General features: G+C 40.7%; 20 protein-coding genes and 1 other RNA gene. 3 read left to right on the top strand and 18 right to left on the bottom strand.

Annotated elements, in window-relative coordinates:
* Positions 1-160: 160 nt before the first annotated feature.
* From ABJV04_RS13890 to ABJV04_RS13860, 7 genes are all read right to left on the bottom strand, one after another.
* Positions 161-1,420, bottom strand: a complete 1,260-nt coding sequence (locus ABJV04_RS13890) for a hypothetical protein (protein WP_348492148.1) — start codon at positions 1,418-1,420, stop codon at positions 161-163.
* Positions 1,420-2,034: a TonB family protein gene (locus ABJV04_RS13885; RefSeq protein WP_348492162.1), complete on the bottom strand. Its 615-nt coding sequence runs from the start codon at positions 2,032-2,034 to the stop codon at positions 1,420-1,422. Before ABJV04_RS13885 ends, ABJV04_RS13890 begins: the two co-directional genes overlap by 1 nt.
* The gene (locus ABJV04_RS13880; RefSeq protein ID WP_303477528.1) at positions 2,034-2,438 is read right to left on the bottom strand and encodes a biopolymer transporter ExbD; all 405 of its coding nucleotides are present in this window, start codon (positions 2,436-2,438) and stop codon (positions 2,034-2,036) included. The genes ABJV04_RS13885 and ABJV04_RS13880 overlap by 1 nt, the downstream gene beginning before the upstream one ends.
* Positions 2,439-2,449: 11 nt before the next feature.
* A complete protein-coding gene (locus tag ABJV04_RS13875) occupies positions 2,450-2,974 on the bottom strand; it encodes a MotA/TolQ/ExbB proton channel family protein (RefSeq protein WP_348492147.1) in 525 nt (174 codons plus the stop codon).
* A 1-nt stretch (position 2,975) separates the two neighbouring features.
* Complete coding sequence (locus tag ABJV04_RS13870; RefSeq protein ID WP_348492146.1) at positions 2,976-4,328, bottom strand: MotA/TolQ/ExbB proton channel family protein; 1,353 nt, start codon at positions 4,326-4,328, stop codon at positions 2,976-2,978.
* Between the two features lie 6 nt (positions 4,329-4,334).
* Positions 4,335-5,096 (bottom strand): DUF3450 domain-containing protein, encoded by a 762-nt coding sequence (locus ABJV04_RS13865; protein ID WP_303477533.1) that lies wholly within the window; start codon positions 5,094-5,096, stop codon positions 4,335-4,337.
* 429 nt (positions 5,097-5,525) lie between these two features.
* Positions 5,526-7,352 carry a putative 2OG-Fe(II) oxygenase gene (locus ABJV04_RS13860; RefSeq protein WP_348492145.1) on the bottom strand — a complete coding sequence of 609 codons (1,827 nt, stop codon included), beginning with the start codon at positions 7,350-7,352 and terminating at the stop codon, positions 5,526-5,528.
* An 87-nt stretch (positions 7,353-7,439) separates the two neighbouring features.
* On the opposite strand from ABJV04_RS13860, the gene ABJV04_RS13855 reads away from it, so the two are divergent.
* Positions 7,440-9,074, top strand: coding sequence for a sulfotransferase (locus tag ABJV04_RS13855; RefSeq protein ID WP_348492144.1), 1,635 nt, complete (start codon positions 7,440-7,442; stop codon positions 9,072-9,074).
* A gap of 70 nt (positions 9,075-9,144) precedes the next feature.
* Here the strand turns inward: ABJV04_RS13855 and ABJV04_RS13850 are convergent, their stop codons facing one another.
* From ABJV04_RS13850 to ABJV04_RS13835, 4 genes are all read right to left on the bottom strand, one after another.
* Positions 9,145-10,350: an aspartyl/asparaginyl beta-hydroxylase domain-containing protein gene (locus tag ABJV04_RS13850; RefSeq protein ID WP_348492143.1), complete on the bottom strand. Its 1,206-nt coding sequence runs from the start codon at positions 10,348-10,350 to the stop codon at positions 9,145-9,147.
* 47 nt (positions 10,351-10,397) lie between these two features.
* Positions 10,398-11,417 (bottom strand): sulfotransferase, encoded by a 1,020-nt coding sequence (locus ABJV04_RS13845; RefSeq protein ID WP_348492142.1) that lies wholly within the window; start codon positions 11,415-11,417, stop codon positions 10,398-10,400.
* Positions 11,395-12,303 (bottom strand): class I SAM-dependent methyltransferase, encoded by a 909-nt coding sequence (locus ABJV04_RS13840; RefSeq protein ID WP_348492141.1) that lies wholly within the window; start codon positions 12,301-12,303, stop codon positions 11,395-11,397. The genes ABJV04_RS13845 and ABJV04_RS13840 overlap by 23 nt, the downstream gene beginning before the upstream one ends.
* A 95-nt stretch (positions 12,304-12,398) precedes the next feature.
* Positions 12,399-15,011 carry a TonB-dependent receptor gene (locus ABJV04_RS13835; RefSeq protein WP_348492139.1) on the bottom strand — a complete coding sequence of 871 codons (2,613 nt, stop codon included), beginning with the start codon at positions 15,009-15,011 and terminating at the stop codon, positions 12,399-12,401.
* Between the two features lie 662 nt (positions 15,012-15,673).
* On the opposite strand from ABJV04_RS13835, the gene ABJV04_RS13830 reads away from it, so the two are divergent.
* Positions 15,674-15,946 carry a late competence development ComFB family protein gene (locus ABJV04_RS13830; protein ID WP_348492137.1) on the top strand — a complete coding sequence of 91 codons (273 nt, stop codon included), beginning with the start codon at positions 15,674-15,676 and terminating at the stop codon, positions 15,944-15,946.
* A gap of 70 nt (positions 15,947-16,016) precedes the next feature.
* Here the strand turns inward: ABJV04_RS13830 and ffs are convergent.
* Together ffs and ABJV04_RS13820 are read right to left on the bottom strand one after the other, a co-directional pair.
* An RNA gene (ffs, locus tag ABJV04_RS13825) (signal recognition particle sRNA small type) lies at positions 16,017-16,113 on the bottom strand.
* Between the two features lie 176 nt (positions 16,114-16,289).
* Positions 16,290-17,342, bottom strand: coding sequence for a Glu/Leu/Phe/Val dehydrogenase dimerization domain-containing protein (locus ABJV04_RS13820; RefSeq protein ID WP_348492135.1), 1,053 nt, complete (start codon positions 17,340-17,342; stop codon positions 16,290-16,292).
* 222 nt (positions 17,343-17,564) lie between these two features.
* Here ABJV04_RS13820 and ABJV04_RS13815 point away from each other — a divergent pair, with 222 nt between their 5' ends.
* Entirely contained in the window at positions 17,565-18,032 is a 468-nt protein-coding gene (locus tag ABJV04_RS13815; protein ID WP_216050112.1) for an Lrp/AsnC family transcriptional regulator, read from the top strand.
* Between the two features lie 7 nt (positions 18,033-18,039).
* On the opposite strand, the gene maiA is transcribed toward ABJV04_RS13815, so the two are convergent.
* The 5 genes from maiA to tyrR all read right to left on the bottom strand — a co-directional run bounded on the left by maiA (position 18,040) and on the right by tyrR (position 23,778).
* Entirely contained in the window at positions 18,040-18,693 is a 654-nt protein-coding gene (gene maiA, locus ABJV04_RS13810) for a maleylacetoacetate isomerase (protein WP_348492133.1), read from the bottom strand.
* A 50-nt stretch (positions 18,694-18,743) separates the two neighbouring features.
* Positions 18,744-19,763, bottom strand: coding sequence for a fumarylacetoacetate hydrolase family protein (locus tag ABJV04_RS13805; RefSeq protein ID WP_348492131.1), 1,020 nt, complete (start codon positions 19,761-19,763; stop codon positions 18,744-18,746).
* A gap of 19 nt (positions 19,764-19,782) precedes the next feature.
* A complete protein-coding gene (locus ABJV04_RS13800) occupies positions 19,783-20,925 on the bottom strand; it encodes a homogentisate 1,2-dioxygenase (RefSeq protein WP_348492129.1) in 1,143 nt (380 codons plus the stop codon).
* Positions 20,918-22,015, bottom strand: coding sequence for a 4-hydroxyphenylpyruvate dioxygenase (gene hppD, locus ABJV04_RS13795; RefSeq protein WP_348492127.1), 1,098 nt, complete (start codon positions 22,013-22,015; stop codon positions 20,918-20,920). Before hppD ends, ABJV04_RS13800 begins: the two co-directional genes overlap by 8 nt.
* 206 nt (positions 22,016-22,221) lie before the next feature.
* Complete coding sequence (gene tyrR, locus ABJV04_RS13790) at positions 22,222-23,778, bottom strand: transcriptional regulator TyrR (protein WP_348492125.1); 1,557 nt, start codon at positions 23,776-23,778, stop codon at positions 22,222-22,224.
* Positions 23,779-23,853 lie beyond the last annotated feature (75 nt).

Below are 23,853 nucleotides of genomic sequence, written 5' to 3'. Positions count from 1 at the left end.
AATGGGCAAACATATTTAATGGGGAATCTAATAACAGGCAGGACTCGTAAACGTATTTCATGGAAGGATTGGTTAACGTAATTCAGGAAGGGACAAAGCGAAATAAAAAAGGCTTCGATTAAGAAGCCTTTTATGAATTCGGATATGTAAGTCGTTTAAACTAGACTTTAATACCGCGATTTTTAGCTTTTTCTTTGATATAGGGTTCCCAAGCTCTAGCTGTACGTTCCACGTTTTTGTCTTTCTTCGCGGCACGAACATGAACCATTGCTTGACGGAAGTTACCAGTATAAATATTTGCTTCCATCATTGCGATATGAATACGGCCAGTTTGATCTGCTCCGTTATCTAACGCCTTCTGTAATGCATTTATAGAACCTTTATAATCTTCAGCGGCTAACAATAAGATACCTTGCTTACGATATAAATCAGCATCGTTTTCTATCTTAGCGGCCTTTTCATAATAACTAGCAGCTGTCTTATACTCTCTAGCTTGATGATAAGAATTAGCAAGACTCGATAACGTTTGCTCGCTTTCTTCTATCAATCCCGACTTCATGTGTTTTTCCAAAAGCACTGCTGCTCTATATGGAATTTCATTAGTCGCGTAAAGTTGAGACAACGCTTTTATTTCAGACTTCTTAGACAGATAACCCTGATTATATGCAATTTCAAATGTAGAGAGAGCTTTTTTATAGTCCTCTACTAACATGTAGAAAAAGCCTAATTGTGACCACCACTGTTTATTATCAGGAAATTTACGCACTAGCTCTTCAGCAACAGCAACAGTTTCCGGATACATTTTACGTTCGTAAAATGATTGTAACTTTAAAACATACGGGTTTTTATTAGGTTTTTCATATAAAGCTATGGCTTTATCAGCAGGTGGTACCATCTTAGGAAGCTCTTTCAACTCATAATAAGCTTGCGCCATTCGAGTATAAATATCAGGATCTTCCTTACAAGTGAACTTCATCCACTCTTGATAGTACTTAACTGCTTTACCGTATTCTTTTTCTTGCATACTAAGGTCAGCAACAAGTCTTACGGTATTAGCATGCTCAGAATCATTAAGCGCTTTAGGGTTAACTGAACCTTCAAGATACTCAAGAGCTTTAGCTCCTTTACCATCCTGACCAGCTAACATCTTACCGATAAAGTTATCAGCAAACGCTTTGTCGTATCCGTCTTTAGCATCAACTTCGTACAGAATTGCTAATGCTTCATCAATCAGATCGTTGTTATATGCTTCAAGAGCCTTCTGGATCTTTTTACCAACGCGCTCACCAACGATGTTGGTTGTGCCACGCTTGTAATCTGCACAAGCAACGGGTGCCGACTGAGCTGCTGCTGAGTTTGATAGCAATGTAGCGGCACCTAAAGTTGCTATCGCAGTAACATTTAATACAAACTTTTTCATTAGCCTTGATCCAATTTAAAGTCCAATTGCACTTTCATATTGAACTGTTTTTCAGGTTTCCCATCGACGATTTTTGGCTTGTATTTCCATTTACGTAATGCGCGCTTAGCTTCACGGTCGAAGATACGTTTAGGATCTGCATCCAAAACATCAACATCGTCCACGCCGCCTACTTCGTTGATAGTGAAAGATAAGATAACCCATCCTTCCTTACCATCACGAGCAGCTTGCACTGGGTATTTAGGTTCAATACGAACAATTGGAGTTGCTTCACCATCGCGTTGCATATTTCCAACGCCACCAATATCAATCGACGCGCCACCCACATCTACAGCTGGCATATTAAAGCTTACACCGTCTGCGTTTGCATCTTCTACATCAGGTTCAACCGGCTGAATTTTAGGCGGTTGCTGAGGCGGAGGAGGAGGTGGTGGTGGAACACGTTGACGAGTTTGAGTAGATTCGTCTGGGTCCGACATTACAATATCAATAACAGGCGACTCAGGTACTTCACTTGCTGGTTGCGAAGAGTTCGCTACCAGTTTAGCCATGATTACAAACAGGCCAAAAGCGATTACTGCACCAAGCAATATAGAGATAATTACTCGCATAATTAAGAAGCTCCTCTTGCTGCTACTGAGATTTGGTCGATACCTGCGGCTTTGATTTGATCCATCACTTTAACCACAATACCATGTTCAGCCTTTTCATCTGCTTGAATAATAACAACATCTGAAGGCTGTTCGGCTAAAAGCTTTTCAAGGTTAGCTTGAATAGATTCAACCTTAACTTCGCGCTTATCCATCCATATAACACCGTCTTCCGTGACAGCAATAAAGATATTAGCGTTTTTAGGTAAAAACGCCTGGCTAGCGCCCGGTTTATTCACTTGTATCCCTGCTTCTTTAACGAAAACAGTGGTTACAATGAAGAAGATAAGCATGATAAACACGATATCAAGCATCGGTGTCATATCAATCGCTGCATCTTCCTCTGGTGCACGTTCTTTACGAGCCATAAACTTCTCTCTTAATGGTGAGGAAGGCTGTCAATCAGCTTCTCTTTGGCGATTTTTACTTTTGATTCCAAACGAGAACTAAAGAAAACGCCAGACAAAGCTGCAACCATACCTGCCATAGTAGGAATTGTTGCCATCGAAATACCAGCTGCCATTAATCGAGCATTACCGGTTCCTTGTGTAGCCATAGTTTCGAATACGTTAATCATGCCCCAAACTGTACCTAGTAAACCTATTAGCGGACACATTGCCACTAAGGTTTTAATCAACAACATGTTGCTGCCTAGTTTGTCTGAAGCTTGAGAAATCCAAGCATCACGGATTCTATGCGCGTACCAGGAGGTGGTATCAACTCTGGCATCCCAATCTTTGATGATATTCTTTCTCATCTTAGGATACACAGAATTCAAAAACCAAAAGCGCTCTATCATTAACACCCACATGAGAAAGAGCGCTAAAGCGACGAGATATAAAACCCCGCCTCCTGTCGCGATAAACTCCCTGACGGAATCCCATAATCCAATCAGGTCAGCCATATTATGCTTTCTCCGACTCTGCGTGAGCAGCTACTATGCCCGCAGTTTGTTCGTCAAGGATATGCACGATTGATTTACTACGACCAGCAACAATGCTGTGCATAAGAATTAGCGGTAGTGCCGCGATAATACCTTGAGCTGTAGTTACCAATGCCATTGAAATACTTCCTGCCATCAATCTTGGGTCGCCAGTACCGAACAATGTGATTTGTTGGAAAGTAGCGATCATACCAAGTACCGTACCTAGTAGACCTAGTAACGGAGCGATTGCAGCAAAAATCTTGATGATGTTAATTCCACTTTCTATCGTTGGAAGTTCTTTCAGAATTGCTTCATCAAGTTTCATTTCTAGATTTTCAGTGTCAGCAGTTTTATTTTCATTGTAAACCTTCAATACGCGTCCAAGAGGGTTAGACGATGAAGGTGAACCTGGGTTATTCAACTGTTTACGCATTTTGCCACTGATAAGAGTAAGAGTGATGATTTTATAGAAACCAATCAATAAACCAATTACTAACATTACCGTGATAGTGTATCCAACCGGACCACCAGCATGGTAACGTTCTTGCCATGTAGCTTTTTGCTTCAATAGACCTAGGATTGCACCGCTTGAAGGATCCACAAACGTTGGAATAACGCCTGAAGTAGAGGCATATAGTTCGCGAGCTGTTTCAGCTTGGAACTCATCAGGTTGACGACCTAGAGGTTGAACTTTTTCTTCTTGATCATCATATACTAAATAACCAACTTCACCCACTAAGTTAAATGCACCGATGCGCACAACTTCTTGTTGTGAAGAACCACCTTCTAGGTTAATTACTTCAGTATTAAAACGAGCAATTTTACCAGATTCAGTCATTTCAGTTTGAAGAGCAATCCACATATCTTCTAGTTCGCGGATATTTGGAAGACCTTCAGACTCTTCTGACATTCTCTTAAGGAATGCAGCACGACCTGGGAACTGAGCACTTACAATTGAAGTAGCGATACGACCGTAAGACTCTGAAGCTGCTTGACGTACAACACCAAACATCTCACCAAGGTCACCGGTAGCCATATCAAGTTCTGTGCTTTTCTCTGTTAACGTTACTTCATTATCAGAAAATTGCTTAGCAAGACGGTCACCACGATCTTCTTCAGCTTTCAAGTTAGCTTTAGCTGTTCTAAGTAGTGCTTGTTTATCTGCACGTGCAGATTGGAACTCTGCTTCGCGTTTCTTATCAAGCTTAGCTTCAGAAACACGATTTTGTTTTACTTCTTCTAACAGTTGGTCAAGGCTTGACTGAGCATGCGCGCCAGATGCTAAAAGTGTAACTGCTGTTGCAGCAAATACGGATTTAAATGTTAATTTCATTTCTTATTACTCCGCTGCTGGAATGGGTAGTTTAACTAGATTAACTGGCAATTGTTTTCTTGCCATACGAACTGCAGCGATACTAGATTCAAGGTATTCACTTCCTAGCTCTACCCAGGTGCGCTCTGCGGTATCCCACATCCATGCATTTTTCTGGTCAAGAGATAAGGCAATTAACGCAGTACGGCCAAGGTTGAAGAAATCAACCGTAATGTCTGTACCGTTATAAGTCATGTTACCTTGGTAAGCTGAAATCTTTGAGCCATAGTCCAGCTCAATTTGGTAAGCTTCAATAACTTGGCGGAAACGCTCAGAAACAGTTACGTTAGAGTTACCCATTACATCGCGTAAACGTTCTACACGTGCACGTCTCTCAGCCATTTTAATTGGAACGTCGGCTTCGATGAATTTTTCAAGACTGTCGATCATTCTGAAAAGTAAAGGAACGATCCCACGCTTAGTTTCATCAATTTGGTCGATTTGTTTTTGTAGAGAATCGATACCGCGTTGTTGGTCAGCAACTAGAGTTGCAACATAATCATTGTAAACTTTCAGATTTTCTGTTTCGTCTACAACTGCACGATAATCTACTAAAAGTTCTTGTGATTGTTGAAAGAGATTATCAATTTTCTCTTGAGATTTTGCTGCAGCAACATGGATTTTAGCTTCTTCTTTATGAAGATCATTCAATGTATCTGCAGAGACTGCACTACTACCAAGTACAAATGCACCCATAACGGTAGAGGCAATAAGGGTTCTCTTGCTCATTTTGGACATAGTTCCCAACCAATTTTCTTGTTATGAATCCCAGTCTAGGTGAAAAAGTTCACTGACAAGGGGCTATATAATTATTTTTAGGATTATAGTGTTATTCCATAATCGATTTAACACTATTGCACTCGAATGGTCACACGGAAGTTATCGAGTTGTCAAGATGTCGAGGGCCTCACTTTAGCATTTAATGACTATCGGTAGTTTTTATAATCAATGGAGGATAAAAAAATCCTGATTGTCAATATAAATGAGACTTGAAGCACTATTTTCATAATACATTCTTAGTGGATAATTCAACTATTTTATGAATAAAAATAACGCTTTTACGACAATTCATTCAAAATTAGCGATAAAGAGCTGGTAAGACCATTCGAGTAACTTACCTAAAATAAGCTTAGGCCACTTTTTCACTAAATGCACCAATCATTTTGTTGATTTTATAGGTAATAAATCGAAGGCCACTGACATTCTCTCTTGAGAATCTTCAAATGCTTCTGTTCCGTGCCAAAAATACGAAGGAAATAAAACTAGCTGTCCAATTTGAGGTTTAACCCATTTATGTGCGGCTAGGGTATCAGGCAGGGCAATGCCAGGTTTACCAAAATGCAGCCAACCTTGTTTACTTGTTTCATCAATTACCGAAGGTACATGCACATAGAATGCACTGCTTAACCATCCTTTAGGATGTACATGGGAAACATGGAACCCTTGGTTGCTTAATTTAACTGACCAATTGGCTGAAAATTCGATTGCTTTGCCAGCATGCTGATAAAATGGATGGGCCTTATCGGGTTTAAGGTCAACTAACAATGAGTCAATGGTACTTTTAAGGGCTCCCCTAAGCTGTTGAATGATCGGCACTTGTTGTGCAAATAAGTTGCCCATGGTCTGAGTACCATGACGTAACGATTGATCTAAGGGATTGCGTTGACTCACGTGAATTTCATTTAAAGCTACGCGTAAAGCTTGGCTAAATTGTTCGATATTTTCATATTGATTTGGCAGTATTATAGGCTGCTGGAAGACCATATTCTGGTAATCACAAAGGTACTCATACTCAGGGCTTTGTAGCTGTCTTAACGCTGTTGTTTTCAATGCCCAAAACAGCTGATCATTAGGGGCTAGTTGCAACATATTATCGATAAGTTTATTTGCCTTGTGATTTTCACCTATGGCTAGGTAGGCTTTTACTAACTTTTCATTTTCGGAAATTGATAAAACCGCTTTTGATGAGATTTTATCCCTAAAATAGCCAACGATATCGTCATGCTTTTGCTCTTTTTCCCATAAAATTAGCTGCAGACTTTTGGCTACGCCTTTCTTATCGGCATGGGTAAATAGTTCATTGACAAGTTGCTTAGCCTTAGCAACTTCATCAATTTTAACTAAACCCACAATATAATCGGCAATTAATTCATCAGACATTTTATCGATTGCTTGTTGGCGATAATGAGATAAATGGTCATCTTCATTCATTTCATATTTCAAGGCGCTAAACAATTGGTTTAGCTTGCGATTATCCGGTGATTTTTGAATACCCTGCTTAAGGGTATCCATGGCGTTTACAGGTTGGTGAAGGTCTAAGTAAACTAATGCTAAGTCTTCATAATATTCAGGATTAGCTGGCTCAATCGTTAATCTTTTTTTGAATAATTCTGCGGCCTGTCGATAATTGCCTTGGTCTTTTTGTAACCAGCCCAATTCTGAGAGCACTCGTAAATTATTTGGCTCGATTTTATCAATGGCAATTAATAGTTCTTCAGCTTTTTTATGTTCATTTCGTTTCTGTAAAATACGGCTTCGTCCAAGCTTAGCCTCAAGTGAATTAACTTGCAGTTTTTCACAGTTAAAAAAAGCTTGTTCAGCTAATTGCAACTCGTCCATATGAAAATAGGTCTGACCCAGCTTTAACCAAACCTGCGGATTTTTATTGTCAAATGACAGACACTGTTTGAAATAGTTAACCGCTTGTTCAAAAGCTTTCGAAAAATAGGCAATCTTGCCTAAAGCGTAATATAAATCAGGTTGTTTGGGATTAAGTAACAAAGATTCGGAAAAATAACGTTTAGCGTCGGTGTTATTATTCAAGCGTTCATAGGCGGAGCCCATGGCTCTAGATAATCGAAAGTCTTTAATACCTACATTTTTTAGAATCTGGAAGTGAGTTAACGCTTGTTCGAACTGGCCTTTATGCATTAACTGCATCGCCATGTTCAGCCTTTGTTGTACGCTTAAGTTTGGATTTTGCATATTTGGGTTTTGCATAACAGTCAGATACTAAAATCAGGTTACAAGTGGGTGTGAACCAAGTTGCGAATCAAGGTAAGATACCACTTAATGAAATCCAACCCAAGATTAAATCCAGAGTCCATTTTGTCGCAAATAACACAACAACGATTACAAGACGCGCAGCAATTATTAGCTAACGGTAAACTCACCTCAAGCCGGTTGGCAATAAATAAAGTCTTACGTAAAGAACCTCAGCAAACAGATGCCTTAATAATAAAATATCAAATAGAAGCTGCAGAAGGACAATTTGATTTAGCGTTAGACCAGTTAATTAAGTTGGTAGATGATCATGACTTAACGGAAGCACAATTATTTACTGTGGCTGGGCACTTAAACAAGTTGGAGCTGTATTTTCTATTAAATAAAGTGTTAGACAAGCTTATTGCTCTGCACCCACAAGATATGAAAATAAAATTTAATCAGAGTTTATGTTTGAGCAAAATAGGCAGGATACAAGAATCACTTGAACTTGCTTTAGTGTGTGAACAAAACAACTTTGACAACCCGCTTTTACTGCTAAATATTGGGCATCATTATAAAGCCTTTAGTAATACGCAAAAAGCGGCAGAATATTATAAAAAATACATCATTCAACAACCTGCTAACAGTGGTTATGGATACTGGAGCTTAGCGGATTTAAAAAATTATACTTTCACCCTTCAAGAAATTGAGGGTATGCAAACTAAACTTGCAAACATCTCCAAAGGTGAATCAGAAACCAAACCTGAGTTAATCGAGTTTGCTCTAAGTCATGCTAAAGCGCAGCAGAAACAATACTCACAAGCCTTTGAATATATGCAAGCAGCCAATGCTAAGGTGTCGAAGATACGGCCTTTTCGACAGCAGGGTTACTTACAGTTAATCAATGAACTAAGTCACTATCAGCCGAAGACGAATAATCTAGAAACCAAATTTAAGTCTGCAGATAAAGTGACGCCCATTTTTATAGTGGGCATGCCCCGCTCTGGCACTACCTTAACAGAACAAATTTTAGCGAGTCACTCCCAGGTAGCTGCCACGGATGAACTTCCTTTTATGGAAAGAGTTGCCATGCAATTGGCCCGTAAGCAGGGTTATAGTCAAAGCCTGTTAGCAATGACCCAAGAGCAACATACGCGATACTCCTCGTTTTATTTAAAACAAGCTGCTGCGTATTTAACCGCAGAGTATCCATTTATTATTGATAAAAACCCCACTAATTATTTGCACATTGGATTAATTTTAAAATTGTTCCCGAATGCAAAAATTATTAATTTAGTGCGCGACCCCTTTGATAATGCAATGAGTGTATACAAACAGCATTTTAGCCAGGGAAATGATTTTAGTTTTAACTTAGCGGCCATCGAAAGCTATCTAGGCGGTTACATAAAAATAATGGAACATTGGTCTAAACTATTTCCACACAACATCTACCATTTGCAATACCCCAAATTGGTGTCTGAACCGCAGAAAACGATTACCCAACTACTTGAATTTTGTGGGTTACCCGTCGAGCAGCAATGTTTTGAGTTTTTTAAATCCGACAAGCCGGTATTAACTCCAAGCGCTAGCCAAGTGCGTCAACCCATCCATAACAATGCCATTGGAAGTGCTGACGTGTACGCCGCCTATTTGCCACAATTTAAACAACAGATGGAGCAGTTAAAATCACGTATTCAATCAAGTTTGCTGCAAAACCGCTAAGGGCTATGCAGCTTTGGACCTAGCGCTTTTAATTGTGATTAGCTTAGTTTGTGATTAACTTAGTTTGTGATTAACTTAGTTTGCCGTGACAGTGTTTAAATTTGAGTCCAGAACCACAATAACAGATATCGTTTCTACCTAATTTGTGGTTTTTAGGATTCTCAGTTTGTGGGCTGTCAGTACTTGCGGCGTTTTGGGGTTGACCTGCCACAGAGGTCGGTGCTGGGCTGCTGTTTTGTGAAGCGCCGGCAGGCCTATTTTTAGGGTTTTGACTCTGGCCTTTAACCTTAGTTGTTGCTGCGCTTCCTAGGTAACTATCTTTGACTTCTACATTCAGGGCCGGATCAATCATACAATGTAAAAACATACGAGTAGCCTGAGTACCATTAGTCAGTTTTAAGCTACTCTCAAGGTGCATAACCTGCTCATAGGCGGTTTGCCGCAACTTATGATATGCAGGCCAACCTTCTTCCGTCAGGCCGTATAAACTCCATAGTTCTCGCCACTGGTGGCAAAATGACTCCACCCTATTAATCATTTCTTCACGTTGTTCGGAGGGGTTCGACTCCTCCAACATCAAATCAGAAATAAGATCATTTGCTAAGCCGTCCATTTCACCAGGAGAAAGGACTAAGGGAGTGTTAAAACGTTCACTTTTAAAATTGCCGTCACTGTTAGGGTTGAACGGCAGGTGCTTAATTTGCTGCTCGGTAAACGCCTTATTCAACCAAGGCACGTGGCCACCTTCGACCATCTCCCAGAATCGACTTGAACCACAGATATCGATTACCAGGTGCACTCTAAAAAGTTGACTATTATTGTCTACGTGGTGGTACTTCCAAGAATCGAAAATCCAAGCCTCCCCAGCTTTCATGTGCACTTGTTTGTCACCGCAGTAAAAAACCACATTGGGATCAGTCACAATGGGGATATGAATACGTACACGTTTATACCAGTGATAATTTATATCCGAATGTAACGGCACTTGGCATCCGCTTTCCAAGCCCATTAAACGAGAGCGCCCTATCACCTCACCAAAACTAGCAATCACCTGTTTAAGATAGGGGGTTTGCTCCAACACCGGAGTTGCCGCCATAGGTCCTTTAAAAAGATTATTAAATTGCCCATTTAACGACACCAATGGAATAGATAAATTACCTTTAAAACCTTCGTGATGGGGGATCCACAAATTGCGTTCAAGTTGCTCAACTTCCATTTGCAGACGCTTTTCGTCAAAGTGTAGAGGAAGTTGAATAAATTCATGTTTTAGTTTCAAAGCTGTCTTTCCATTAGTGTTGTTTCAGTTGTTCGCTACTAGAACCCTTATTTTACAATAAGACCATGACATTGTTTGTATCTTTTACCAGAACCACAAGGGCAAGGCGCATTGCGGGAAACCTTGGGGGACGAATGGTTTTTATTAGTCGCATCAATAGGTGTTTGCACTACAGGACGATCAAAATCCAAATCAATTACATCTAATGGCCTGATGCCACGACTACCTAGTAGAGCATTAATTTTAGCCAAAGTATTTTCTACATAAGGCAACTGCTCGCACACTTCCCTTTCGTTCTGTTTCCACTTATTTTTATTCGGTGGAGATAGGGTGTAACGAGACAAAGGTAGATGTTGCAGATTTTCGGTAAATGCTGACAAATGAGCAAAATCAGTCAAACGATTAATCACACCCATGGGCTGGGCAACTAAATCTTGGTAGCAAACCACTTCATATTGACTAGCTGGTAAGCTCCCTAAAGCGTTGAGAATAGCATCATTAGCAGACTGCCATTGAAATCGTGCTACTGCAGCACGACTGGCTGACTTATAATCTTGCCAACCATCGGGCAACAAAAATGACCACCTAGAATCCGCAGCTGTAATCTCGGGATAGGTCACAAATCGACCGGAACGCCAGCCATCCATGATGCTACTAATATTTTCACGCGGATCCCTCACTAGATAAATGAATTTAGCATCAGGAAAGACCGAAAGTAAAAATGGAATTCGAAGGGCATTTTTTGGGGTTTTTTCAAGTAAACGAATCTGCGGGTTTGTATCAGTATGAACGAGCCCTTTTGCTTTCAATGCCCCTTGATAAAATCGGTTTCGCAAAGTCGCGACTGTACTCTCGTCTGCGTCACTCTGATCTAAACGATTGGAAACATAACCTCTCGCCACTGTGCTTAATGCTGGTATATGTTCAATAATATGATGGCTTTCGCCGCCAACCGTCCAAAGCTCGGGGTGTTTGGCCAAGGTTTCAAATAATAAAGTACTGCCCGCTCTTGGCGCCGACAAGATAATAATGGGTTGAATGAGCTTATTGCTGTGCTTTGGTACCACTTATGTATCGCCCTATCATATTTCCATTTTCAAAGATGTGCTCGTTGTTATCTATTTGCAAATCGTATTTTTTCAGCAATTCTATTAACTGCTGATATTTAGATTCGTCCAACGCAGCATTGACTAAGTCTGATAGTCTTACAATTTGGCCATCTAATTCATGTAAAAATAGGTTTAAATCGTTTCTTCGTTTTTTGAGCTCTAATCCAGGGTTCATCACATGTTTTAGAAAAGCTGGAAAATTTGTACCTTGCAAACCAGAACTGTGTTTTGTCGCTAAACCGCCAATATCTGCATTTAGTTTATGCCTGAGTTGCTCGGTTGTTTGGGATTGTTGACCATATTTAGCCAAACCGTCAATTAACTTTCTAAGACTATCAATAACTTCGCTGCTTAAAAGTGCTTTTGCTGCTTCAAGTATTTGTATATTTGGCTTCACGATACTGGACTCAATATCATGAAGTACAAATTGAAATTGCCCTGCAGAATTTAGAATCCGAGCCACCTCAGGCAAACTGTCAGATAAACTCGAATACTCGATGCCGAATTGAGAAACGACGCAACCATAACTTTGATCTTCAAAGGGAACCTTTTCAGCACTGGTTTCTTCTACAAAGTTAATATTATCTAAATCTTGCAATGTCTCAGGTATGCTTAATTTGGCACTGTCTAACCCGGTGAAATATAGGTCAGGATTAACCTTGTTACCTAAAGCGATAATCGAACCATTACCGGTGCCGATATCCAAAACTTGAGTCTGATTTGCTATTGCTGTGAACACCTTTTCCCAATGGGATTTTAATGCACCTGTATAATTTTCTGAAAACTCATTGCCAAAAGACGTTAAATGTCCTTGTTGCCAATACTGACTCCAATAACTATCCAAGGGTTACCTCCCTATAAAAATTCAATAAAAAAGGCCGATATAAATCGGCCTTTTGCTATTAACGTTGTTTAACAAACGTATTGGTAATTAGCGTATTAGAAACTAATTGTATAGTTTACACGGTAATCACGACCAAAGTTGTTATACAAGTCTTGGTCATCCCAAGTACCTGTAGAAGACAACACTGGATCTTCGTCTGTTAGGTTGTTAACAGTTAGAGTTAGAGCACCATACTTACCAGCATTGTAAGTATAAGTAAGGTTATGAATTAACCAGCTATCTAACTTACCAGACTGAACCCATGCACCATCTGTAAAGATTTCATTTTCAGACGTGCTATCGGTGTAAGTCATGTTCCAAGCCACTAAATGGTCAGATAATGCCCAAGATAATGTTGCAACTGATTTGAACTCAGGCTGACCTGACCAACTAGCCGTATCAGTAATCACGCCGCCAACTTCTTCATCATAAGATAAAACAAAGCTGTTAGTGTTAGATAGACGGAAATCACCAACTTCAGTTTCAACCATACCAGTAAAGGTCAAATCGATACCTTCAATTTCGAAACCGATACCGTTGAAGTAACCAGTACCCGCTTCTAGTAATGTGCCTGAAGAAGCACGAACTAGGTAGAAAGTTTCGTCAGATGTGTCAGCACCAGGTGCTAGAGCTGTGATTAGGCCAGCAGCTTCATCAGACAACAATGCTTGAACCGTTTTAGTTTGGATTACGTTATCGATAGATAGCTTGAAGTAATCAACTTTTACACCAAACTCGTCAGACACATCCCAAACCACACCTAAGTTAGTGTAATCAGAAGATTCAGGACCTAGGTTAGAGTTTGATTTGTAGTAAGTATCATACTGTCTTTCGTTAGTTGAACCAGAAGCATAATCGATCGCGCCTTCAGCAGAGAAAGTAGTTGCTGCGTTCAATTCATCCAAACCTGGAGCACGGAAAGACTCAGAGTATGATGCACGAAGTACCACACCGTCAGCTACTTCCCAACGTGCTTTAATAGCAGGAGAAACGTTATCACCAAAATCTGAGTAATCATCGTAACGAACAGCGATGTTCACTTCTAAATCATCAGTTACAGGTAATACAGATTCGAAGAACAATGCAGTAACGTCACGCATACCTTCAGCACTGTTACCAGCAGAACCACCGATTAGACCAGCTTCTGACTGACCGTCATAGATATCTGCATAAGTTTGCTCAATGTATTCAGCACCAAAATAGTGTGCAGCCATACCACCATTAAGCTCGAACATATCAAAGCCAATACCAGCAAAGTATTGATCAAGAGTTGAGCCAGAGTTTTGAAGAGTAGTTGCTTTCATGTTAGCAATACCTTGTTCAGAACCTAGATCGATACCGTTAGCTTCGTTATACGCTAAACCACCGTAACTTAGGTAGTATTCACCCACTGATTTGTTATCAGCGATGTTAGAGTGATAATAAACTTCCCAAGAAGCATCATTCCAATCTAGATTACCACGGAAACCAGTTGTGTAATCTTGGTTGTAATCGTCTACGTTACCGTCACGAGTACCAATACCAACCCAGCGGAAGAATCCGTAAGCGCCATCAACACCGTAAGGGTTATTTGGGTTATCTGCACTCATATTTACCCAAGGAGCAGCAGGAGGAGCGTAACGACCAAATGAGCTGTTTTGAACAAACATTGCTTGACCAAACCATTCTACGTCTTCTGCAACTTCATAGTTAGCATTTACGTAAAGGGTGTTACGGTCAACAGATGCAGTGTTATAAGAAACGTTAGCAAAAGCGTACATACAATATGTAGAACCTGGGTTACCCCAGTCATTATCAGCAGCTACTGTTTGGAAAGTATCTGAACCGTATTCAGCTTCTAAATCACCACACAAAGGAGATGCTTGAGCATCAGTAAACGTTGGATCAGCAACAGTTGCACCATAGATAGACCAACCTGAAGTTTCGTCATATGCTTGGATTTCGCCGTCGCCATTAAAATCTGTCATGCTTGCAGCCGTATAATCACGAGCACCATCAGAGATACCTTTACGCTCTTGGTGATCGAATGCAAACGTGATGTTACCTTTATCGTTAGACACACCGCCTACGATAGAGAATTCTTTAGAAGTTGTACCTTCGTCATTATCACGGTGACCTAAACCACCAGAGAAAGTCAAACCTTCATAGTTCTCTTTAAGGATAACGTTAACTACACCAGCCATTGCATCAGAACCATAAACAGAAGAACCACCTTCAGTCATGATATCGATACGCTCAACTGCTGCGAAAGGAATAGCGTTAAGGTTAGCAGAAGCTCCACCTAATGTAGGTGAACCTGGGAAACGACGACCGTTCAATAGAACTAGTGTACGTTGAGAACCAGCACCGCGAAGGTCAATCGTTGCTTGAGACTGTGCAGAGCTACCTGAACGCTCTGAGAAAGAACCGAACGAGTTCAAAGAACTGCTACGAAGTGCATCAGCAACTGAGAAATCACCTTCTAATTTAATATCAGCTGCGCTGATAGAAATTACTGGAGATGCGCCTTCAAGGTCAGAACGTTGGATACGTGAACCGGTTACAGAGATTTTCTCTACGCCAGCCGAATCTTGTGCAACAGCTGTTGCAGGAGCCAATACTGCTGTAGAAGCAGCACCGACAGCTAGAGCTAGACGAATTGACTTCGTTAACTTTGAATTTGTATACATGTATGTCTCCCTGGACCACTATTTAATAGTGTTAGTTTTATCGCTTATGCGACTTTTTATTAGTAAGGTAGTGAACCTCGCACTGAATAATAAACACATCATAGTGCCGTGGTCAACTCGTTGTATTAGCCTATTACATAAAAGTTCAATATATTTCATAAAGGAATAAGTAACTAAAAGTTTACGCTTTTAACCTTGGCTAAATTTAAAAGAATTGCTTCTATTAATAACTACTAGAATTTTTGAAACCAAAACCTTTCGACTAGTTGTTGACTATTTCATCTAGCCAGTCTTAATTTTTGGTTTAAAAAACATATACACACCCCTTGTAACAGTTTGAAATTAAATGAAATAATAATTACATCTTGGTTTTGAGAATGGTGTTTTCACTATCTTTGCCTATTTTTAGTGAACAGGATCATGGGTAAGGAAAATACTTACCAGCGGTCTTCAACCCCATTTAAAACAGGTGTTAACAACGTGTTAAAAAGCATTTGAATTATCAGATAAATATATTTTTGGTTTTTTTGAGGCTAAATTTGGCTAATTACATCGATTGATTATAAATCAGACAGCCTAGGCCTTTACAGAAAGCTATTGGTATTATCAAACGATTCCACTAAGCTAATATTTTGCAGATAGATGAGCGAGAACCAGTAATAATGAAACTTGATGATGACATCCACAATTATTATGAACATCTAATATTAGAAAGAATTGAATTATTGGAGCTGGGTAACTTTAAAACTTCAGACTATATCGCAGACTTGTGTTGCTTAGCACTTAACCAATTACCGCCAAGGTATATAAGGTTTGACGTGGATATGTCTTTTTACCTTCCACAAAGTGAACGTGAGGAAATGGAAAGCAAGGTAATCAATGCTGTTTCTAAAGCGATGAGCTATTTAGATGATCCAGAGCCGGTAGATTCATAGATTTTAATGAATTGATGCTTAATCAGTATATAAAGAGGGAATGTATTTAAATTAGAGAATTTGGGTGGCGGCCCATCAGCCACATTCCGGCACATGAGTCGTCTGCTGCGGCTGCTCCCTTCCGGGCCTGACCGATTTCACAGAGTATCATTGCGGAAGGACCAACAGGCCACCATAGAAACTCAGATTCAATAATCTTAGCCCTAAGCAAGAGTCATTGAATCGGCGCGCATTATGACCAAAGCCGTATTAATATGCAAGGTTGAATTCACATCCAAACAACTAGTTGCTGAATTTTCATCCTACAACAAGGCAAAAGCTCATATGGCGCCTTATAAAAAACCTATTCTGCTAAAAAGCGTTCTTCTGCCATACGGTTGGAAATCACATTAGTTGCTTGTTTCTCCGCCGCAGCACGCTCATATATTTGGGTTAGTGTATCTGCTATACCTTCAATGTGGCTGCGCATGGCTTCAGCAGTACTGAGCATACGTTGATGGTAGATGTCGATAACGCCACCAGCGTTAATCACATAATCGGGGGCATATAAAATACCCTTTTCACGCAATAACTCCCCTACGGACTCCTGGGCCAATTGATTATTCGCCGCACCAGCAATCACTTTCGCTTTAATTCTGCCCAGAGTTTGATGATTAACAGAGGCCCCCATGGCGCAAGGCGCGTATACATCAACATCAAGATCAAAGATCTCATCGGGGCTAACCGCTGTGGCAGCAAACTTTTCAACCGCTAGGTTTACATTGTCTGGATAGATATCAGTGACGTATAGTTTTGCGCCATGTTGATACAAATGTTCAGCTAAACGAAAGCCCACATGCCCCATACCCTGTATTACTACTTTTACACCTTGTAAATCTGAACCTAACGCATATTTAACTGACGCTTCTACACCTTTAAATACACCATAGGCAGTAGACGGTGCCGGATTGCCATCGGCTTCACCACCATCAACTCGATATTTCGCCTGAATTCCTGATACATGGTCGGTATTCTGTGCCATCATTTTAATATCAGTTACTGCAATACCTGAATCCTCAGCGGTTATATAGCGACCGCCCATTTGCTCTACAAAGGTTCCCATAGCCGCCATCAGCTCAGGACTTTTTTGAGTGCGCGGGTCGCCTATAATAACCGCTTTTCCACCGCCCAACTTAAGTTGCGCCATAGCAGCTTTATATGTCATCCCTTTCGACAACCTGAGCACATCATTGAGGGCTTCTTCACTGCTGGCATAAGGCCACATTCTACATCCACCTAGTGACGGACCAAGATTGGTATTGTGCACTGCAATAATTGCCTGCAAACCGGTTTTTTGGTCATTAAAAAACGCCACTTGCTCATGGCCATCAAATTCTAAGTGATCGAACACAGACATTACTAAACCTTATAAATAGTTTGTTATTTTTAAGTATAGTAGCGCAAGGTGTTGAGGATATGTTTTGCTAAGAATTTTACGCTGGCAGAAAACGCGCAATTGTGTAACGATTGGATTCCAACATTTAGGATAATTATCCTAGTATCTTTCCTTGAAAAAGATAAAGATTTTGCGCATGCTCCACTATTAAATTAAATAATCCATTTTTGACAAGATCATCTTATGAAGTTTGATAAATTTGACCGTGAAATTCTACGAGTTTTACAAAAAGACGCCACTGTATCTATGGCCGAGTTAAGCCAAAAAGTAGGTTTGTCTCACACGCCATGCTGGCGCCGAGTAAAACGCATGGAAGCCGATGGTATTATTAAGCAAAAAGTAACCATATTAGATAATAAAAAGCTTAACCTAGGTGTTTCAGTATTTATTTATGTTACCTTGAAAAATCATGATGGCGAATCACTAAACGAATTTGAAGCATCAGTGCAAAGTATTGATGAAATAGTTGAATGTCACACCACCAGCGGCGACAAAGATTATCTCTTAAAAGTCATCGTTGAGAGTATTGAAGAATATGAGCACTTACTAAAAAGTAAACTCACCAACTTACCTTTAGTCGATCACCTTAGCTCTACGTTTGCCCTTAAGCAGGTAAAGAACACCACAGAGCTACCCATTAAAAACATATAGTCTCAGCTCAAACCGCATCTACCTGATTTTCGGGTTTGGCATCGATAAATGCCTGCAATTGATTACAATTGTCTGCGACCCGCTGAATTAAGGGGAACTGCTCCATATCGACCCCATATCGTTCAGCGTTATAAACCTGAGGTACTAAACAGACATCGGCCATGCTGAGGTCGAAACCGAAGCAGTAGTCAGCAACGGTATTTACCAGTCGCTTTTCGATCCCTTTAAAACCCGTTTCAATCCAATGTTTGCACCATGCAGCGTTATCTTCTTCGGTGGATTGAAAGTTTGTTTTTAGATGGCGCAATACACGTAGGTTCGTGATCGGCTGAATATCACATGCAATATCCTGTGAAAAACTGCGCACTCTTGCACGATCTAAGCGATGAATAGGTACTAATTTCACCGGCTCTTCATAACGCTCATCAATATATTCAATAATCGCCATCGACTGATTTAGAAAAATATCTTCATCATCATCGACAAAAGTAGGCACTAAGTGCGCTGGGTTTAATGCACTATATTGCTCACTAAACTGTGCGCCACCGTCTTTAGTTAAATTAACCGGAACATAGGTATAATCTAATTGTTTTAAATTAAGTGCTATTCGAGCTCTATAGGAAGCAGAAGAACGCCAGTACCCGTGTAAATATAAACTCATTTATTATCTCCTCGAACTAAGTATATTCCATGTTTCAAAAAAACATGGTGTTAACCCAGATTAGCCTTTACAACTTTCTGTTCGATACTGCCAAATATAGAACTTCCCTGCTCGTCCTTCATCTCTATTTTAATGTGGTCACCAAACTTCATAAACTCAGTACTGGGTTTGCCGTCTCGAATTGTTTCTATCATTCTTACTTCCGCAATACAGGAGTAGCCTACTCCGCCCTCAGCTATACTAGTTCCGTATTCGGTACCTTGTTTGTTAGATACCGTGCCAGACCCAATAATAGTGCCGGCACTCAAATTACGACTTTTCGCCGCGTGTGCAACTAATTGGGAAAAATCAAATGTCATATCCACCCCCGCTTGAGGACACCCAAATAGCGTGTGGTTATATTCTGAGATCAATGGCAGGTGCACTTTATTATCAACCCATTTGTCACCCAACTCATCAGGGGTGACGGCAACAGGGGAAAATGCAGATGCAGGTTTAGACTGGAAAAAACCAAAACCTTTGGCTAACTCTCCTGGAATCAGCCCTCTTAGAGATACATCATTAACTAACATGATTAATTTAATATGTTGGCCAGCGCTTTCGGGCGCTATGCCCATGGGAACATCGTCTGTCACCACAGCTACTTCAGCTTCAAAGTCCACGCCCCATTGATCGCTGGGTAGAACAACATCCTCTGTTGGGCCAATAAAGTCATCGGAGCCACCTTGATACATGAGGGGATCGTGCCAGAAACTCTCAGGAATCTCTGCACCTCTGGCTTTTCGAACCAGTTCCACATGATTAACATAGGCGCTGCCATCGGCCCATTGATAGGCTCTTGGCAAAGGCGACTCACACTTTTTACTGTCGAAGGGCAAAGCATCTTGCAGTGTCCCTGCATTTAATTGTTCATATATTGATACTAATTTTGGACTTATTTGCGCCCAATTATCCAGAGCCTGCTGCATAGTGTTGGCAATATCAGTGACTAAAACACACTGAGTAAGGGTTTTGTTTACGACTACCAGCTGACCATCTCGGCTCGCATTTTTATAACTTGCTAATTTCATGGCAATCCTTTTGAGATAATTATTTAACTTGCCAACTATTTACATAGTCAACATTTTCAACCAATGAGGACACCTCAGCTACCTGCAAAGCATCCCGTGTATCCAACATTACCGCCACTTCATCGGTGAAGGTCTTTTTATGGGCACTACCTGCCGCAAATGCTTTTGGGTGAGGTCCGTGGGTAAACCCAGCTGGATGGAAGGTGACCATACCTTTTTCAATATTGTCTCTAGAGAAAAAGTCCCCCTGGTGATAAAACAAGACCTCGTCATAATCGTCATTATTGTGATAAAAAGGGACTTTTAATGCTCCAGGATCACTTTCTATGGGCCTGGGTACAAAGGTACAAATCACAAATCGACTGGCAACAAAGGTAGTGTGAGCGGACGGTGGCAAATGATATCGGTGACTCATCAATGGGCGGATATCTCGCCAATTAATTCGAACCACACTCAAATCACCATGCCAACCAATGGCATCAAGGGGGTTAAATGGGTAAGTCACTTCGGAAATTTGGTTATGCCGCTTAATTTCTACTTGCCATCTTTGTTCGCTGTACTGCTGTTTGAACATTTCATCGATTTCAGGGACATCTAACATACCCGCATCAAAAATAGCATGGGAACCCACTAGCCCTTTTTCTGGCAATTGATAGCTATCATTGGTGGCTTCAATCATCAAGATTTGCATGTGTGAATCAGGCTCAATTCGCCATAAAGTCGAACGGGGGATCACCACATAATCCCCTTCTTTGATGGACAAGTGCCCATAGTCACAAAACAGCTGCCCGCTACCTTGATGAATAAATAACAATTCATCACCATCGGCATTGCGGGCGAGCTTTTTCATTGCTCCATGGCAATGCCAGATGCGATAGCGACAATGAACATTGAATAAAATGTCAGGTGCACTCCATGGGGAGTTGCCGTTTATAGCGACATTTTTTTCTGGCAATAAATTTAAATCAAAAGCCCTGGGACGCAATGGCCCCTGCCAATCAATCCAACCCGTTGGTGCATGGGTATGATGGAGGTGCGTAGCAGGTCCAAAAAATCCATTGCGGCCAATTTCCCGTTCGAAAATGGCTTGCTCAGGAAAGTCCGCATGGGCTTGACGGGAACAGGTTCCCGCTTGGCGAGGAAAATGAATCCATCTACGCATCGGACTTTTCACCGTTATTTTCGATTACGCCACGTCGAATTTGATCTTGCTCAATGGACTCAAACAAGGCTTTAAAATTACCTTCTCCAAAACCTTCATTGCCTTTACGTTGAATAATTTCGAAAAAGACCGGTCCAATCACGGTATCAGTAAATATTTGTAGTAAAATCCCGTCTTTCATAGGTGCGCCATCAATCAGCACTTTTAGCTCTTGCAAAGTGGCTAAATCTTCTCCGTGTCCTTCAACACGTTTATCCACATTCTCATAATAAGTATCAGGCGTATCCATGAACTTAAGTCCACGTGCTTTTAAGGTCCGCACAGTGTCGTAAATATCTTCCGTAGATAAAGCAATATGTTGAATACCTTCACCATTGTATTCACGGATGAATTCTTCGATTTGCGATTTATCATCCGATGACTCATTGATGGGAATACGGATTTTACCGCAAGGAGAGGTCATAGCTTTACTCACTAACCCCGTTAACTTGCCTTCAATATCGAAATATCGAATCTCGCGGAAGTTACCAATTCGTTCATAAAAATTAGCCCAAACCGCCATATTTCCGCGTTTCACATTGTGGGTTAGGTGATCGAGTACCGCTAAACCCGCATTGGCTTTTTGCATACGCTCTTGCCAGTCGGGATAGAATTTGAAATCAATGCTATAAATTGATTCGTCGCCATAACGGTCAACAAAATACAAGGTACTTTCGCCAATACCGTATACGGCAGGAATATTGAGTTCCATGGCCCCTAAATTACCAATAAATTGCTTAGCACCATTTTTGACTGCATGTTGTAATGCTTTGCCTGCGTCCTTCACCCGAAACGCCATGCCACAGACACTTGGCCCCCGTAAACGGGCAAACTCTTCAGCTTGTGATGCAGGTTCGGCGTTCACAATAAAATTAATATCACCTTGTTTAAACAACCAAACCCGTTTAGAACGGTGTTGAGCAACTTCTGCAAAACCTAGTGAAACAAAGAGATCTTTAAGATCTTGAATCCCTTTTTCATCTGCTGCGGTATATTCCACAAATTCGAAGCCGTCACATTGCAAAGGGTTGAAGTGAATGTCAGTAGTCATTGATATTTCTCGCAAAAGTTAAACAAGTAGATGGCTATACTTAAGCGTATTATTTGCCAGAACTAAAGAGTCTGCGGCAGGATAGTTGTTTACTAAAATAATTAATTTTTGTAACGTAATTTTTACATTTATGGCTAGGCACTAAAAAGCCGCTAAAAAGCGGCTTTTTATGTCAACAAAAATGAACACTGCAAAAATAACTGTATCTAAAGTTTTACAGTCTTCTTATTGATCCCGTATTCCCGTAACTTGTTGGCAATCGCGGTATGACTCAAACCTAACTTTTTGGCGAGTTGACGGGTACTGGGGTAATAAGGATAGAGGCGCCTCAACAAACTTTTTTCATAGCGCTTCACTTCTTCTTCCAAAGAACCTTCGAACTCTTCAGGAATGAAATTCAAGTTTGTTGAACTACTGGGCAGTTGAATATGCTCTTTACACATCTCATTGCCTTCGAGCAAAGACAATGCTCGATATAGTGCATTTTCAAGTTGTCTAACATTGCCCGGCCAAGAGTAAGACTGTAAATAATCAACACAAGATTTACTTAATTTTGGCGCGCGACGACCGAGCTTCATACAATGTTGTTTGATGAATCTATCGGCCAACGGAATAATATCGGATTTGCGTTCACGCAACGCAGGGACAGTTAAACTCAGTACATTGAGGCGATAATAAAGATCTTCTCTAAATTGCCCCTCTTCTACAAGTTTAGCTAAATCTTTTTGGGTGGTGCAGACAATTCTCACATCCACGGTCACTTCATTGCTGTCACCTACTCTGCGGAATGTGCCGTTTTGTAACACCCGTAACAGTTTAGATTGCAACTGATCTGACATATCTCCCACTTCATCTAAGAAAAGAGTGCCACCTTTGGCTTGTTCCAGAATCCCCGCTTTGCCTTCTGCTTGCCCAAATTCCCCGGGAGCGTAACCAAATAACTCGGTTTCAGCGACATTATCCGGTAATGAAGCACAGTTGAGGGGGAGGAATTGGCCACTGGCTCGGCGACTTGCCTCATGACAAGCTCTGGCCAACATCTCTTTGCCAGTCCCTGTTTCACCAAATATCAGAATAGGGCCATCTAATTCGGCCATGCGGGTGGCTTCTTTAACCACCTTTTTCATCACATTACTGCTAGCTTGCACCGAGGCAAAACTATCGTTACTGATTTGGTGGAAAACAGTAAGCTGCTGTTCCAATCTAAACTCGGATTTAAGCATCAGTAGTGCTCCAGCTAGAATCGAAGAACCACCAGCATCGGGGATCATGACTGGCAATATATCTGCTAAAAAGTCTTGTTCTAAAAAGCTAACTTTTTGAGTCTGTGCGGTTAAGGGGTTACCTTCAAACCATTTTTGAAAAGTGAAACCGCGAACAAATTCGCCAATTTCTTCTCCTAACAAACTTTCGGAGCTTTGTTCAACGCTCGCAGTTACCGCTTCATTAACCAGTAAAATCCGACCTCTGGTATCTAAAGAGAAAATGGGATCAGGTAAAGTTTGTAGCAGCGCTCGTAGCTGATTTTGTTCTCTCTCAATTGGCATAAAAGGTGTTGTTTTAACATCTTCTATGCCTTTAATACGCCGAATTTCTGGCATAAACTGCTGAAAATCTTCAAATTTAATATTGGGGAAATTTAAGAAAATTTTCCCAGCGATATCTATTTCAATACCACGTAAATCAATTTCGTAATTGACTAATATGTCTAATACATCTTGCGCTATGCCCAATCTGTCCTGACAAATAATTTCCAATCGCATACAGTCACGATCCATTTAATAAGGTGTAAAGATATTATTACAAATTTAGAGGGTTGTCTTCAAATTCAGTGAGGT

It is taken from the genome of Aliiglaciecola sp. (assembly GCF_039982535.1).
In the GTDB taxonomy this organism is placed as follows: domain Bacteria; phylum Pseudomonadota; class Gammaproteobacteria; order Enterobacterales; family Alteromonadaceae; genus Aliiglaciecola.
Note: the sequence above shows the minus strand (reverse complement) of the source record. Positions and strands in the feature narration are given on the sequence as shown.

Coding starts and splice junctions, on each gene's coding strand:
- ABJV04_RS13890 (WP_348492148.1), bottom strand. CDS start 1,420: ATGAAAAAGTTTGTATTAAATGTTACTGCGATAGCAACTTTAGGTGCC.
- ABJV04_RS13880 (WP_303477528.1), bottom strand. CDS start 2,438: ATGGCTCGTAAAGAACGTGCACCAGAGGAAGATGCAGCGATTGATATG.
- ABJV04_RS13875 (WP_348492147.1), bottom strand. CDS start 2,974: ATGGCTGACCTGATTGGATTATGGGATTCCGTCAGGGAGTTTATCGCG.
- ABJV04_RS13870 (WP_348492146.1), bottom strand. CDS start 4,328: ATGAAATTAACATTTAAATCCGTATTTGCTGCAACAGCAGTTACACTT.
- ABJV04_RS13865 (WP_303477533.1), bottom strand. CDS start 5,096: ATGAGCAAGAGAACCCTTATTGCCTCTACCGTTATGGGTGCATTTGTA.
- ABJV04_RS13860 (WP_348492145.1), bottom strand. CDS start 7,352: ATGCAAAATCCAAACTTAAGCGTACAACAAAGGCTGAACATGGCGATG.
- ABJV04_RS13855 (WP_348492144.1), top strand. CDS start 7,440: ATGAAATCCAACCCAAGATTAAATCCAGAGTCCATTTTGTCGCAAATA.
- ABJV04_RS13835 (WP_348492139.1), bottom strand. CDS start 15,011: ATGTATACAAATTCAAAGTTAACGAAGTCAATTCGTCTAGCTCTAGCT.
- ABJV04_RS13830 (WP_348492137.1), top strand. CDS start 15,674: ATGAAACTTGATGATGACATCCACAATTATTATGAACATCTAATATTA.
- ABJV04_RS13820 (WP_348492135.1), bottom strand. CDS start 17,342: ATGTCTGTGTTCGATCACTTAGAATTTGATGGCCATGAGCAAGTGGCG.
- ABJV04_RS13815 (WP_216050112.1), top strand. CDS start 17,565: ATGAAGTTTGATAAATTTGACCGTGAAATTCTACGAGTTTTACAAAAA.
- maiA (WP_348492133.1), bottom strand. CDS start 18,693: ATGAGTTTATATTTACACGGGTACTGGCGTTCTTCTGCTTCCTATAGA.
- ABJV04_RS13805 (WP_348492131.1), bottom strand. CDS start 19,763: ATGAAATTAGCAAGTTATAAAAATGCGAGCCGAGATGGTCAGCTGGTA.
- ABJV04_RS13800 (WP_348492129.1), bottom strand. CDS start 20,925: ATGCGTAGATGGATTCATTTTCCTCGCCAAGCGGGAACCTGTTCCCGT.
- hppD (WP_348492127.1), bottom strand. CDS start 22,015: ATGACTACTGACATTCACTTCAACCCTTTGCAATGTGACGGCTTCGAA.
- tyrR (WP_348492125.1), bottom strand. CDS start 23,778: ATGCGATTGGAAATTATTTGTCAGGACAGATTGGGCATAGCGCAAGAT.